This window comes from Vibrio sp. QJM3NY_26 (assembly GCF_057786005.1).
This window is the reverse complement of the sequence record NZ_CM173515.1, coordinates 2,484,855-2,498,951: the sequence shown is the minus strand read 5'-3', so window position 1 is coordinate 2,498,951 and position 14,097 is coordinate 2,484,855. Positions and strand designations below refer to the sequence as shown.

Sequence of the window (14,097 nt, the reverse complement as noted above, 5' to 3'; positions counted from 1 at the left end):
TATTCGCTTAGTATGATAAAGAGAGCCTATAGTGTAAGAACGTAGGCTTTCTTATTTCAGTGAATAAGTTTGTACCACAGGGTGTGGTACAAATGTTTTAGGGGCATAAATGGATTTGTCGATCACTTCTTCTTTGGCGTTAATTGGACTCTTGTCCTTGGCTTGCCAGCTACTTGGTTGGCGTTTGCGTCTTCCCGCTATTCTTCCTTTGCTTATCGTTGGCCTGCTATTAGGTCCCGGTCTCAACATCCTTAATCCTGATGCCATTTTTGGTGATGTACTGTTCCCGTTGATTTCATTAGGGGTCGCCATCATTTTGTTTGAAGGTGCATTGACTCTTAATTTCAAAGAAATCAGAGGCCATGGCCGCATGGTGACTCACTTAGTGAGTTTCGGCATGTTGATTACATGGGCGTGCATCGTGGTGGGGGCTTATTATTTTGTCGATTTCAGTTGGCCATTGGCGGCGTTGTTTGCTGCATTAGTCGTGGTGACCGGCCCAACGGTGATTGTTCCCATGCTGCGCAGCATTCAACCCAAATCTTCGCTAGGCAGTATCTTGCGCTGGGAAGGGATAGTGATTGACCCGATTGGCGCTCTGTTTGCCGTTCTCGTTTACGAATACATTGTCTCTTCAGCCGATCCTACAAGCCATGTTCTGTCGGCGTTGGGGCTGACTTTAGCCATTGGTTTGGGCTTAGGGATCATCGGTGGCTATTTGATTGCCAAGATGTTGCAAGGGCATTGGGTTCCACATTATTTGCGTAACGTGGCGGTCCTGACATTAATGCTGGCGGCGTTCTCTTTCTCAAATGATCTGAGTGAAGAGTCCGGTTTATTAACCGTGACCATCATGGGTATCTGGCTCGCCAATGTGAAAGGCTTGGATCTCGAAGACATTATTGAATTCAAAGAAACCCTGACTGTGTTACTCATTTCTGCGTTGTTTATTCTGTTAGCGAGCAGGCTTGATTCGGGGACTTTCCTCTCAATAGGTTGGGGTGGAATTGGCTTATTAGCGGTCGTCATGCTGGTGGCTCGTCCTCTGAGTGTGTGGATCAGCGGGATCGGCACGGATCTTACTTCAGCAGATAAATGGTTTTTGAGCTGGATGGCGCCTCGCGGGATCGTTGCTGCCGCGGTTTCTTCTCTGTTTGCAATCAAGCTTCAAGAGAAGCAATTAATCGAAGGGGCAGATTTACTGGTGCCAATGGTGTTCTTGGTCATTATTGGTACAGTAGTGATTCAGAGCCTAACCGCGAGTTGGTGGGCTAGAAGGCTGGGTGTGACTCAAGAGAAGGCACAAGGGGTTATTTTCTTTGGTGCGACTCATTTTTCACGTCAGTTTGCCAAAGTGCTGGCGACACACAACATCAACAGTGTGCTTGCTGATACCAACTGGGAGAGCATTCGCTTAGCGCGCATGGACAACTTGAATGTCTATTTCGGTAATCCAGCTTCGAGCCATGCTGAAAATAATCTGGAATTGGATGGGATAGGGCGTGCCATGATTGTATCGCCTTATCGTCAAACCAACCCACTAGTCAGTATGCACTATCAAGATGAGTTTGGTGAGAATAAGGTGTTTGAACTTGAATCCTCAGAAAATAAACATGAAAGGCATCAGGTGAGCCGTGATGGCAATAGAAGCCTGTTTTCCGAAGGGGTTACCTATTCCAAACTTAACTCCTTGATGGCTCAAGGCAGCCAAATTAAGAGCACGGGTTTAACCGAGGCGTTTGACCTTAATGAGTTTAATGCCCTGTACCCTAAAGCGATTCCACTTGGCGTGATTAATGATGGTGATTTTCGCTTAGTGACACAAGGCTCTGAATTGGAAAAACTCATATCAACGGAGTGTCAGGTCATTAGTTTATTGCCACCTTTGGGAGAGATTGAAGGTATCGATACTCCAGATAAGTAGTGAGTGCTCTGTATTTAAAGCGAGTCGCTTTGTATCAAAAACGAATAGCTCAGTATCAAAAAAGCCGCAACGTTTTCACGCTGCGGCTTTCTAATTTTGCTCTAGCTTATTTTACTCTAGGGCGAGGCAATTCATGCCGCTGGTATTACTACCTAAGCTGTCATTGCGGACTATTTCGAGTGAAATTGCTCACAAGCGATCATAGTATTCTCGATTAGGCTTGCCACTGTCATTGGACCAACACCACCCGGAACTGGTGTGATGAAGCTTGCGCTTTCTTTAGCCACATCGTATTCAACGTCGCCAACGAGCTTGCCAGATTCCAAACGGTTGATACCAACATCGACCACAACAGCACCTTTCTTAATCCAAGCACCAGGAATGAAGTTAGGCTTACCAACGGCAACCACAACAACGTCTGCTTGACGTACGTGACCTTCAAGGTCTTTGGTGAAGCGGTGGCATGTTGTTGTCGTACAACCTGCTAGAAGCAGTTCTAGAGTCATTGGGCGACCAACAATGTTTGATGCGCCTACAACAACCGCGTGCTTGCCGCGTAAATCGATGTTGTAACGGTCAAGCAGCGTGATGATGCCTTTAGGCGTACAAGAGCGTAGCTTAGGCATACGCTGAGCCAAACGGCCTACGTTGTATGGGTGGAAGCCATCAACGTCTTTTTCAGGTGTGATACGCTCAAGAACGTGAGTAGTATCGATACCAGCAGGCAAAGGCAGTTGAACTAGAATGCCATCAATCTCTGGGTCTTCGTTGAGTTGATCGACTAGCGTTAGCAATTCATGTTCGGTGGCAGTTGCTGGTAAATCAAAAGATTTCGAGACGAAACCAACTTCTTCACACGCTTTGCGTTTACTGCCAACGTAAACCTGAGATGCCGGGTCTTCACCCACTAAAACAACCGCTAGGCCCGGAGCACGCAATCCAGCTTGAGTACGAGCTTTTACACGTGCCGCTACTTCAGAGCGAACTGTTTGAGAAATTAGCTTTCCATCAATATTTTGAGCAGTCATGAATTTCCTTAGTATTGATATTCAAGTTAGTGGCTGATGTTTTGGCGCATTATTCCAGAAAATCTTTTTGATTACCATCAAGCAAACGTTTGCTTTGTTCTATTTTCCAACACTTATAATCTTATTGCCCTTTTTTTACTCACTTGGATCAGAATGTTAGATAAAGCCGTTGCTTTACTGATTCGAATTCGTATAATCCTTTCCTGTAGCGCGCCCTTAGCTCAGCTGGATAGAGCACCTCCCTTCTAAGGAGGTGGTCGAAGGTTCGAATCCTTCAGGGCGTACCACTATTTAAAGAAACCCGATAACTCCCTGAGCTGTCGGGTTTTTTGCATTTCAGAACGACTTAATCTTTCAATACCGTGTTGTGTCTTTAGGTGTCTTTGTCTTTCAGTTTTTGCTAAACGGCAACGAGCTGTGGGGTATATCTAAGGCCTAGCATACTGCATCCATCTTCCAAGTAATGATCGGTCACTACGTCGAAACCGAACTTACCATAATAGTCTTTAAGATGAGCTTGTGCCGAAATAAAAATTGAGCAATCAGGGTAAATCTTCCGAGTGGCATCAAAACTCACTTGCATGAGCTGGTTACCTATCTGTTTACCTCGGTATTCTTTCGCTACGATCACTCGCCCGATACAAACATCATCTGCATCAGAATCGAGCAAAGGGAGAACATCTACGGGGTATCCAAGCTTCTGAGCCATAATTCGGCTGTAAGCCACTAGGTGTCCGTTCTCATAACCCATGATGTGATAGGTCTCTGGATGGTTATCTTTGCCGTCTAGGTCACTATAGGGTGTGTTCATATCCACGATAAAAATATCGACTCTTTGCTGTAAGAAATCATAGAGCTCTTGAACAGACAGGTCCGCAAATTTTTTAACTTTCCACTCGATCATCACTTTTCTCCTAATTATTTTGGGCTACAACATAGAGAGTATTCAAACTGAGTTCATTAACCTTTGTTAACTGGACATGAAACTATTCAAAATCACCACTTTAAAGCGCCACTCATTTTCCCTCGTTATTCATTTCATTCGGCTTATGTAATAGAAAGTTAAAATTGTTCGTTTTTTGGGGTTTACATCATTTAGTAATAAAGCCACTATGAATTCACGAAGAATAGACAAGTAAAGCTATTAGCTGGTTGGTTTAGGAATCAAACCTTCTGAGTGATGGCTGATTTAGAGGAAGTAATGGCAGGAAACAGTATCGGACAACATTTCCGCGTGACTACGTTCGGAGAAAGTCACGGTATCGCACTAGGATGTATCGTAGATGGATGCCCACCAGGATTAGAAATTACCGAAGCAGACCTTCAAAGAGATTTGGATCGTCGTCGCCCTGGTACTTCTCGCTATACAACGGCTCGCCGTGAAGCGGATGAAGTAAAGATTTTATCAGGTGTATTTGAAGGCCAAACTACGGGCACTTCTATTGGTCTATTGATTGAAAATACAGACCAACGCTCTAAAGACTATTCCGAAATTAAAGACAAATTCCGCCCTGGTCATGCTGACTATACCTACCATCAAAAGTACGGTGTACGTGATTACCGTGGCGGCGGTCGCTCTTCTGCTCGTGAAACTGCAATGCGTGTAGCGGCAGGTGCAATTGCGAAGAAATACCTGAAACAAGAATTTGGTGTTGAAATCCAAGCTTACCTTTCTCAAATGGGTGATATCTCAATTGATAAAGTGGATTGGAATGAGATCGAAAACAACGCGTTTTTCTGTCCAGACGCCGACAAAGTGCCTGAGTTTGACCAACTGATTCGTGACTTGCTAAAAGAAGGCAACTCGATCGGTGCGAAGATTCAAGTGGTTGCGACTAAAGTGCCTGTAGGCCTTGGTGAGCCAATCTTTGATCGTTTAGATGCTGATATTGCTCACGCTCTAATGAGCATTAATGCGGTGAAAGGTGTTGAGATTGGTGATGGCTTTGATGTCGTTAATCAACACGGTAGTGAACACCGTGATCCATTAACTCCAGAAGGCTTCAGCAGCAACCATGCTGGCGGTATCTTAGGCGGCATTTCTACTGGTCAAGATATTGTGGCAAGCATTGCGCTTAAACCAACATCAAGCATTACCGTTCCTGGTGACACGATCACTAAAGACGGTGAAGCAACGCAGTTAATCACTAAAGGTCGTCACGATCCATGTGTGGGTATCCGTGCGGTGCCTATTGCTGAAGCGATGCTGGCTATCGTGCTGCTTGATCACTTGCTACGTCACCGTGGTCAAAACTTTGGTGTGACAACAGAAACGCCAAAAATCTAGTTCTGCTTCGTTTTATTCAGAACAGATTTGATAGAAACCAAAAAGGGTTGCTTCGTAATGAAGCAACCCTTTTTATATTCTGCGTAATTGAGAATATCTAATGTACAGAGCTTTCCGGATCAAGCTGGAAAGACGGCAAGCGCCATTTGAATCTTACGGCCGCCATACGCAGCAAGTAACCAACCACAAGCGTAACAATCGTTGCGGTTACGTCGTTAACGCCAAGCTCAAGCAAACCTAGGTATAAACCTGAAGCGACAAGGGCGACAGATGCATACAGCTCTTCATGCAGAACCAATGGTGTTTGACGGCAGATAAGATCGCGCAATAGGCCACCGAACACGCCAGTTACCAAGGCAGACACCATACAGATCATTGGGTGCAGACCCATGGTCATCGCGACTTTAGTGCCAATGATACTGAACACGATGAGACCTAAAGCATCTAAACGAATGAACAAGCCTTTTAGCTTGATTACCCATTTAGCCAGTCCTGTTGTGATAACACCCGCGATACAGGTGATCGCCAGATATTGTGGGTTTTCAACCCAACCTAAAGGGTAATGGCCGAGTAAGATATCTCGTACTGTACCGCCGCCAATTGCCGTTGCACTTGCAACCAACATTACACCAAACCAATCCATTTTTTGTTTGCCAGCGCTGAGAGCGCCGGTCATGGCTTCTGCCGTGATGCCAATGATATACAAAACACTTAGTAGCATTGCTGTAGCTCTATAATTTAGGTCTATAAATTGGAGTCTTATAGGCCATAGGGATATAAAAATGAAGCGCGAGTGTAGTAGTAAAAACGCTGATTGACGAATGAATATTTGTACCGTGAATAGGCATTTCAGATTAGCTAAACTAATCATTCACCTCAAAATGGTGTAATCTGGGATCAGCAATCGATTGTCATCGTAAAGTATTATGATGAACCTAATGTCATTGCCAGTGATAGGGCTTTACCGAGCGCTTAAAAAAACGCAAAATGCCCCAGTTCTTTTTATTTAAATTTGATCTTATGACGCACCAATACCCAGATATCATCGACATTTTCAATCAAACCTTTTTCGAGAGCTTTAATACCAAGCTAGAACTGGGAGCGGACGAGCCTATTTACCTGCCAGCCGATGGGGAGGTTTCTCATCACCGTATCGTATTTGCTCGCGGCTTTTACGCGTCAGCACTTCACGAGATAGCACACTGGTGTGTGGCTGGTCCTGAGCGTCGTTTATTGGAAGATTTTGGTTACTGGTATGAGCCTGATGGCCGAACTGAGTCGATTCAAGCTGAGTTTGAAAAAGTAGAAATTCGCCCACAAGCGTATGAATGGATCATTGCGACCAGTGCAGGCTTTCCTTTTAATGTCAGCTGTGACAATCTACAGGGCGATTTTGAGCCAGACCGTTTGGCCTTTATGAATAAAGTACACAGCGAAGTCATGGGTATCTTTGAAGCTGGTCTTCCGCCTCGCGTGAAAATGCTCTCTGAAGCATTACGCAGTTTCTATGATGTTGCACCTTTATGTACTAGCCAATTTATTGTGAAATAAGAGAATATTATGATTATCGAATTTGAAGAAAAACTACTTGAAGTAATTGATGCTCGCATTGAAAACGCATCAGACGATGAACTGTTTGCTGGTGGTTACTTACGTGGTCATATTTCTCTTTCAGTGGCTTCATGTGAAGAAGACGGCATTGAAGACGTAGCAGAAGTTAAATTGCGTATTGAGAAGAGCCTAGAAGACGCGCGCTCTGAATTGACGCCAGCCGATCGCACGATCGTTAATGACCTTTGGGTTGAGCTGCAAAGCCAAGCTTAATTTTATTCGTCTAGCGTTATTCGCTCACAACTCTCCTTCCTCATTTTTGAGCGAATCAATAATTTGAGACTCATTCGAATTTTTTGAATGAGTCCGTTCATTTCTTGTGATGGTTCCATTTTCTGACTACGTTATTCTAATCCCACTTAACAGAATCACAGAAAAGGTCACATCATGAAAGTTATCGCATTCGGCGCAAGCACCAGCTCTACCTCTATCAACAAAACTCTAGCAACTTACGCAGCTAACTTGATTGAAGGTGCTGAAGTCAAAGTTCTAAACATCAACGATTACAACGTGCCTATGTTCAGTGAAGACACTGAAAAAGAGATTGGCCAAGCGGAAGGTGCTCAAGCATTCTTGCGTGACTTAGCAGAAGCGGACGCATTTGTTATCTCTTTCGCAGAGCACAACGGTCATTATCCAGCAGCGTACAAAAACCTATTTGACTGGGCGACACGCATTGACCGTTCAGTATTTGGTGAGAAACCTGCGGTTTACTTAGCGACATCTCCGGGCCCAGGTGGTGCACAGACGGTACTTGGCGCAGCTACAGGCTCAGCGCCATACTTTGGCGGTAACGTTAAAGCATCACTTTCAGTGCCTAGCTTCTACGATAACTTTGATTTTGAGTCAGGTTCAATCAGCAATGAAGAGATTGCCGCTCAAATTAAAGACGCGATTGCTAAGCTGTAAAAGCAGAAAGTAAAGCGAATAGCTGCAAAATAACGTGCTGCTCTAGAATAAGAAGCAGCGACGTAAACAAGATTGAAAAAACAAAGCCCGAGCATTGAGATATGCTCGGGCTTTTTGTTTGGGTCGAATTAGGGTGTGTTGACCTTTCGCTGCAAAAATCAGCTCGTAAGATCAACACGGCCTAATACTTATTTGAATATTTAGACCTAGTCTAGAATCGACTAGTCCGCACTGGCTTGTTTCGTTGAAACCCAACCTTCTGTTAACGCTTTGCCTTTGCGTAATCTTCTAATCCACATTCGACTTGGATGAATGGCTTCGAGCACATCAACCGGAAGAGGTAGAGGATCGCCACAAATTTGTGAGGCTAAGACTTCTGCTAAAAGAGGGGTCGAGCTCAAACCACGTGAGCCTAAACCAATAAAACAGAACAAGTTCGGATAGCTGGGAACAGGTTCGATACCGTCGATAGCATCACGCTGCGGATTAAAGTTGTGCAGATTCTGATATTGCTCTTTGATGGATTCAAAATCGCCAACATTACCGACGAATGGTAGGTGATCTCGACTCACGCTACGGATACCTTGGCGTGCTAAGTTACCACTGGTATCGACATCTTTGGTCCACGCTTGTTCTGGTAGCGACCCGTGTAAACGCTCGCCATTGTGCTGTTGCACTTCGCTATCAAACTCTTGATCGATATTGGTTTTATCGTAATTCGCGCCAATACAATGGTGGCCGTTATTTGGATTCTGTGGCGTTAAGTAGCCATCAAAACACAACACTGTTTTTAGCTGGCTGAGATTTTCTGTAGTCGGGATATGACTCACTTGCCCTTTAACTGGCGTCAGAGGTACGGGACGAGTTTGTTCAAATTGGGTGAACTTGTGTCCATTCGCGACAACCACTTGGTCGTGCTTAGTTTGAATTTCACCTTGGGGTGTATCAATCGTTAGTAGCCATTGTTGCTCTGCTTCTAACCACTCAAGTTGTATCACTTGGTGTTGATAGTGCGCGCTTACTTGGTTGGTCTCTTCTAACTTACCAATCAAACCTTGAGTAAGCTGAAGAGGGCTTAACCAACCACCCAGTGGGAAGTAAACACTCTCTTTATCAACCGGTAAGCCAATCTTTTCGTTCGCTTGTTCGGGCGTTAAGCGCTGAATTAAGTCTGTGTGGAAATTGCCTTCCAACATACGGTTGAGCTTTTTGGTTGAACCTTCATCCCACATCAAGATATTCACGCCACACCAGTTGTGATCGAAGTTTACTGATTGTGCTGCTTGATTAATAAATTGGCGGGCAAACAATAAGCCCGGACCAAATATTCTTGAAACATTAGATGTCGCTTCGCTGAGTAGCGGATAAATGGCACCTTGATTGTTGCCAGAGGCATTTCCAGCGGCTTGTTGGTGTTCACAATAAAGCGTGATGTTTTTACCACGTCGGCTTAACGTTTTTGCAAGCGCAGCACTGGCAACACCACCACCGATAATGGCGATATCTTGTGAATCACTGTGTTGAGCTAGGCCATACCAAGGTTTGATGTTGGTATGAGCGTGCTTCTCGTCAAGGCGGCCTGCAATCATTTCACGCTTAGTACCAAAGCCTTTAACTTTTTTCATGGCAAAGCCGGCTTCGATTAAACCGCGTCGAACAAAACCGGCAGCGGTAAACGTTGCACAGCTGCAATCTTGTTTTGCCAGTTTGGCCATTCCGTTGAATAGGTTTTGATTCCACATTTCAGGGTTTTTACTTGGCGCAAAGCCATCTAAGAACCAAGCGTCAACCAAACCTTCCTGCGGGGTCGGCACGTTTGGCATACAATCTTTAATATCACCAAACCATAAATCGAGTGTGATCGCGCCATCGCCCAACACAATGCGGTGACATTCCGGCAGAGCAATTGGATAGTGTTCTTGGAGTTGCGTCGCATACTGAGCTAATTCAGGCCAAGATTGGTGTGCTTTGATCAGATCATCTTTATTTAAAGGATATTTTTCAAAACTGATGAAATGTAACTCTTTGGTCATAGCTTGTGGGTTATCTTTAAGAAAAGCATCGAACCATTGCCAGACTGCAAGAAAGTTTAAACCTGTACCAAAACCGGTTTCAGCAATCACAAAACGGCGTTGTTGATGTTCAACCCAACGCTCTGGAAGGTGGTTTTGTTTTAAAAAGACGTAGCGAGTTTCTTCTAAACCGTTAACATTAGAGAAGTAAACGTCGTCAAATTGGTCTGAAACTGGCGTGCCAGACTCATTCCATTCCAGTTCTGCATTAGTAATTGAAGTCATAAAATCTATCATTTTGTGATTTGAAGCGATATGTTGGTAGGGATTGTACGAATTTCTAGGAAAGCTGACCACTTTTGTTAGGCTTCTTAGTTATCATCTAGCTGAATTTAGAATTATAGGAATGTCACATGAAACGAGTCGTAATCACCGGTATGGGTATTGTTTCAAGTATCGGTAACAACGTCGAAGAAGTTTTAGCATCACTGAAAGAGGGTAAATCAGGTATTACCGCTTCAGAGCAGTTCAAGGAAAATGGCTTGCGCTCTCAAGTTTGGGGTAACCTGAAAATGAACCCTGCTGACCATATCGATCGCAAAAAAATGCGCTTTATGGGTGATGCAGCGGCATTCGCTTATCTTTCAATGGAGCAAGCAATTGCTGACTCTGGTTTAACTGAAGATCAAGTATCTAATGACCGCACAGGTATCGTTGCGGGTTCAGGTGGTGCTTCATCTCTAAACCAAGTTAACGCTGTAGACATCATCCGTGAAAAAGGCGTTAAGCGCGTTGGTCCATACATGGTTCCACGTACAATGGCTTCTACGGTTTCTGCTTGTCTTGCTACACCATTCAAAATCCGTGGCGTGAACTACTCTATGAGTTCTGCATGTGCGACATCTGCACACTGTATTGGTCACGCAATGGAGCTTATCCAACTGGGTAAACAAGACGTTGTATTCGCTGGTGGCGGTGAAGAACTGGATTGGTCTCTGACTATGATGTTCGACGCAATGGGCGCACTTTCTACTAAGTACAACGACACTCCAGAATTGGCTTCTCGTACCTACGATGCTGACCGTGATGGTTTCGTTATCTCTGGTGGCGGTGGCATGCTAGTTATTGAAGAGCTTGAGCACGCAGTTGCTCGTGGCGCAAAAATTTACGGTGAAATCGTAGGTTACGGCGCAACTTCAGATGGCTACGACATGGTTGCTCCTTCTGGTGAAGGCGCGGTTCGTTGTATGAAGATGGCAATGCAAAACGTTGATGGCGTTGACTACGTGAACACTCACGGTACTTCAACTCCTGTGGGTGACGTTAAAGAACTTGGCGCAATCCAAGAAGTATTTGGCGGCAACAGCCCTGCAATCTCAGCAACTAAAGCGATGACTGGTCACGCTCTAGGTGCAGCTGGTGTACACGAAGCAATTTACTCAACGCTAATGCTAGATAACGGCTTTATTGCACCTAGCATTAACGTAGCAAACCTAGACGAAGCAGGCGCAGGCCTAGACATCGTAACTGAAACCCGTGAGCAAGAGCTAACGACAGTTATGTCTAACAGCTTTGGTTTCGGCGGTACGAACGCAACGCTAGTAATCAAAAAATACCAAGGCTAATTGAAGCTAAGGTTAAATTAATAAAGGTTAATCGTTAATGGGTGACGTGAGTGCAGACTCAACACGCATAGGTTGCCCACTAACCATGACCAACAGAACAAAGCTTTTTAAATGTAGGTTTTATACGTGTTTTTTTGAACATGACTTTTTAAATCTGGGTTTAGAAATTAAAAGGTTTCCAGAGCTTGACCAGTAGTGACTTTGGTTAGTACTGGTTGAACAGACGCAAGACTCTGTCTCCTGGAGAGCGAGATAGGATCCTTTTGTTCTGGATGTTTGCCCGATTGTTTATTCAATCGGGCATTTTTCGTTTCTGGGCTACACAATCTTCAGTGTTGATTCGGTTTTGGGATATGGTGTGATAAATGCCAACGTAGCCCTTTATATATAATGTATTCCATTTGCTACTCGACACCGAGTGTGGAATTTTGCACAATCATTTCAATTCACATTTAGGTCGATAGACCCCAACTAAAGTACTCGCCAAATGAAAATCTTAATCGACGAAAATATGCCTTATGCTGAAGCACTATTTAGCCAGCTAGGGGAAGTGACAATGAAGTCTGGTCGCACATTAACTGCTGACGACCTAGTTGACGTAGACGCATTGATGATTCGCTCTGTTACCAAGGTGAATGAGTCATTGATTAGCAAAGCCAATAAGCTGAAGTTTGTCGGCACTGCGACGGCAGGTATGGACCATGTCGACCAAGCATTGATGAAAGAGCGTGGCATTTTCTTTACTGCGGCGCCTGGCTGTAACAAGGTGGGTGTCGCTGAGTATGCCTTCAGCGCAATGATGGTACTTGCGCAGCAACAAGGCTTCTCTGTTTTCGATAAAACGGTCGGTATTATCGGCTGTGGTCAGGTAGGTAGCTACTTAGCGAAGTGCCTTGAAGGTATTGGTATCAAAGTTCTGCTGAACGATCCTCTAAAACAACAAGAGGGTGATACTCGTGAGTTTACTGAATTAGAAACACTGCTTGAGCAATCGGACGTGATCACTCTGCATACGCCAATTACTAAGACGGGTGAGTTCCCAACACATCACTTGATCAATGAGCAAGTGCTGAACAACTTACGTGCTGATCAAATTTTGATTAATGCAGCTCGTGGCCCAGTTGTTGATAACCAAGCGTTAAAAGCTCGCCTGCAAAAAGCCGATGGTTTTACTGCCGTTCTTGATGTGTTTGAGTTTGAACCTGAAGTCGATTTTGAGCTGCTTCCACTGCTTGCTTTTGCAACTCCTCACGTAGCGGGCTACGGTTTAGAGGGTAAAGCACGTGGTACTACGATGATTTTCAACAGTTATTGTGAGTTCTTGGGTACAGAGCTGCGAGCTTATGCAAGCGATCTTCTGCCGACAGCCCCAGTGCCTCAAATGAAATTAGATAGAGCTTGGGATGAAGCAACACTGCACAATTTGACTCAGTTGATCTATGATGTGCGCAAAGACGACGCCTTATTCCGTCGCAATATCTCTACGCCGGGTTCTTTTGACAAGATGCGTAAAGAATATTGGGACCGTAGAGAGTACAGTGCAGTCGAGTTAACGGGCGACGAATCTTGTAATTTAACGCCGTTATCTAAACTCGGTTTTATGGTAAAGCCAACTTTATAAAAGAGAGAAACAATGAGCCAAGAATTTAATATTGCTATTTTAGGTGCGACTGGTGCGGTTGGTGAAACCATTCTTGAAGTACTTAAAGAGCGTAAATTCCCTGTCGGTGAAATGCACTTACTAGCAAGTGAACGTAGTGAAGGCAAAACTTCCCGTTTTAACGGCAAAACAATACAAGTACAAAACGTAGAAGACTTCGATTGGTCTCAAGTACATATTGCGTTTTTCTCTGCAGGTAGCGAGCTTTCAGAACGTTGGGCTCCAATCGCCGCTGACGAAGGTGTGGTTGTTATCGATAACACATCACGTTTCCGTTATGAATACGATGTTCCTCTGGTTGTGCCAGAAGTGAACCCTGAAGCGATTGCTGAGTTCCGTAACCGCAACATCATCGCGAACCCTAACTGTTCTACTATTCAGATGGTAGTAGCACTTAAACCTATTCACGATGAAGTAGGTCTTGAGCGTATTAACGTTTCAACTTACCAATCTGTATCTGGTGCAGGTAAGCCGGGTATCGATGAGCTAGCAGGCCAAACCGCTAAGCTTCTTAACGGCATGCCAGCTGACAAGTCAGCATTCTCACAGCAGATCGCGTTCAACTGTATTCCTCAGATTGATGAATTTACAGAGAACGGCTACACACGTGAAGAAATGAAGATGGTTTGGGAAACTCAGAAAATCTTTGCTGATTCGTCAATCACGGTGAACCCGACTTGTGTTCGTGTTCCTGTGTTCTACGGCCACGCTGAATCTCTACATGTTGAAACTCGAGCGCCAATCGGTGCAGAGCAAGTTATTCAGCTTCTAGAGAACACGGAAGGCGTTGAAGTATTCCAAGCTCTAGACTTCCCAACTCAAGTTCGTGATGCGGGTGGTAAGGACCACGTAATGGTTGGTCGTATTCGTAGCGACATCAGCCATCACAGCGGCGTGAACATGTGGGTAGTAGCTGATAACGTTCGTAAAGGCGCAGCGACAAACGCAGTTCAAATCGCTGAAGTTCTGATTCGCGATTACTTCTAAGCTTCATTGCTTTGATTATCAAGCCTCACTCTTTAGTGGGGCTTTTTTAATCGA

The 14,097-nt window shown here is 44.6% G+C and carries 12 protein-coding genes and 1 tRNA gene; 9 read left to right on the top strand and 4 right to left on the bottom strand.

Annotated features, from left to right (window positions below; genetic code table 11):
* Positions 1-109: 109 nt before the first annotated feature.
* Positions 110-1,924, top strand: a complete 1,815-nt coding sequence (locus AC3CH4_RS10930) for a cation:proton antiporter (protein ID WP_488518141.1) — start codon at positions 110-112, stop codon at positions 1,922-1,924.
* A 170-nt stretch (positions 1,925-2,094) separates the two neighbouring features.
* Here the strand turns inward: AC3CH4_RS10930 and folD are convergent, their stop codons facing one another.
* Positions 2,095-2,952 (bottom strand): bifunctional methylenetetrahydrofolate dehydrogenase/methenyltetrahydrofolate cyclohydrolase FolD, encoded by an 858-nt coding sequence (gene folD, locus AC3CH4_RS10925; protein WP_004734180.1) that lies wholly within the window; start codon positions 2,950-2,952, stop codon positions 2,095-2,097.
* Positions 2,953-3,162: 210 nt separating this feature from the next.
* On the opposite strand from folD, the gene AC3CH4_RS10920 reads away from it, so the two are divergent.
* Positions 3,163-3,239, top strand: a tRNA-Arg gene (locus AC3CH4_RS10920).
* Between the two features lie 113 nt (positions 3,240-3,352).
* On the opposite strand, the gene AC3CH4_RS10915 is transcribed toward AC3CH4_RS10920, so the two are convergent.
* Positions 3,353-3,856, bottom strand: coding sequence for a GNAT family N-acetyltransferase (locus tag AC3CH4_RS10915; protein ID WP_114633854.1), 504 nt, complete (start codon positions 3,854-3,856; stop codon positions 3,353-3,355).
* 297 nt (positions 3,857-4,153) lie between these two features.
* Between AC3CH4_RS10915 and aroC the strand changes: the two genes are divergently transcribed.
* The gene (gene aroC, locus AC3CH4_RS10910; RefSeq protein ID WP_488542953.1) at positions 4,154-5,239 is read left to right on the top strand and encodes a chorismate synthase; all 1,086 of its coding nucleotides are present in this window, start codon (positions 4,154-4,156) and stop codon (positions 5,237-5,239) included.
* A gap of 97 nt (positions 5,240-5,336) precedes the next feature.
* On the opposite strand, the gene AC3CH4_RS10905 is transcribed toward aroC, so the two are convergent.
* Complete coding sequence (locus AC3CH4_RS10905; protein WP_108196203.1) at positions 5,337-5,960, bottom strand: trimeric intracellular cation channel family protein; 624 nt, start codon at positions 5,958-5,960, stop codon at positions 5,337-5,339.
* A 299-nt stretch (positions 5,961-6,259) separates the two neighbouring features.
* Between AC3CH4_RS10905 and AC3CH4_RS10900 the strand changes: the two genes are divergently transcribed.
* From AC3CH4_RS10900 to AC3CH4_RS10890, 3 genes are all read left to right on the top strand, one after another.
* On the top strand, positions 6,260-6,790 hold the full coding sequence (locus AC3CH4_RS10900; RefSeq protein ID WP_488542952.1) for an elongation factor P hydroxylase: 531 nt from the start codon (positions 6,260-6,262) through the stop codon (positions 6,788-6,790).
* A 9-nt stretch (positions 6,791-6,799) separates the two neighbouring features.
* Positions 6,800-7,063, top strand: a complete 264-nt coding sequence (locus AC3CH4_RS10895) for a YfcL family protein (protein WP_102344262.1) — start codon at positions 6,800-6,802, stop codon at positions 7,061-7,063.
* 174 nt (positions 7,064-7,237) lie between these two features.
* Entirely contained in the window at positions 7,238-7,759 is a 522-nt protein-coding gene (locus AC3CH4_RS10890) for an NADPH-dependent FMN reductase (protein WP_372121683.1), read from the top strand.
* A gap of 221 nt (positions 7,760-7,980) precedes the next feature.
* Here the strand turns inward: AC3CH4_RS10890 and mnmC are convergent, their stop codons facing one another.
* Positions 7,981-10,128, bottom strand: coding sequence for a bifunctional tRNA (5-methylaminomethyl-2-thiouridine)(34)-methyltransferase MnmC2/FAD-dependent 5-carboxymethylaminomethyl-2-thiouridine(34) oxidoreductase MnmC1 (gene mnmC, locus AC3CH4_RS10885; protein WP_488542951.1), 2,148 nt, complete (start codon positions 10,126-10,128; stop codon positions 7,981-7,983).
* Positions 10,129-10,184: 56 nt separating this feature from the next.
* Here mnmC and fabB point away from each other — a divergent pair, with 56 nt between their 5' ends.
* The 3 genes from fabB (at position 10,185) to AC3CH4_RS10870 (ending at position 14,043) form a co-directional block, all read left to right on the top strand.
* Positions 10,185-11,396 (top strand): beta-ketoacyl-ACP synthase I, encoded by a 1,212-nt coding sequence (gene fabB, locus AC3CH4_RS10880; RefSeq protein ID WP_017074539.1) that lies wholly within the window; start codon positions 10,185-10,187, stop codon positions 11,394-11,396.
* A 487-nt stretch (positions 11,397-11,883) separates the two neighbouring features.
* A complete protein-coding gene (locus tag AC3CH4_RS10875; protein WP_054547202.1) occupies positions 11,884-13,017 on the top strand; it encodes a 4-phosphoerythronate dehydrogenase in 1,134 nt (377 codons plus the stop codon).
* A gap of 12 nt (positions 13,018-13,029) precedes the next feature.
* Positions 13,030-14,043: an aspartate-semialdehyde dehydrogenase gene (locus tag AC3CH4_RS10870; protein ID WP_004734159.1), complete on the top strand. Its 1,014-nt coding sequence runs from the start codon at positions 13,030-13,032 to the stop codon at positions 14,041-14,043.
* Positions 14,044-14,097 lie beyond the last annotated feature (54 nt).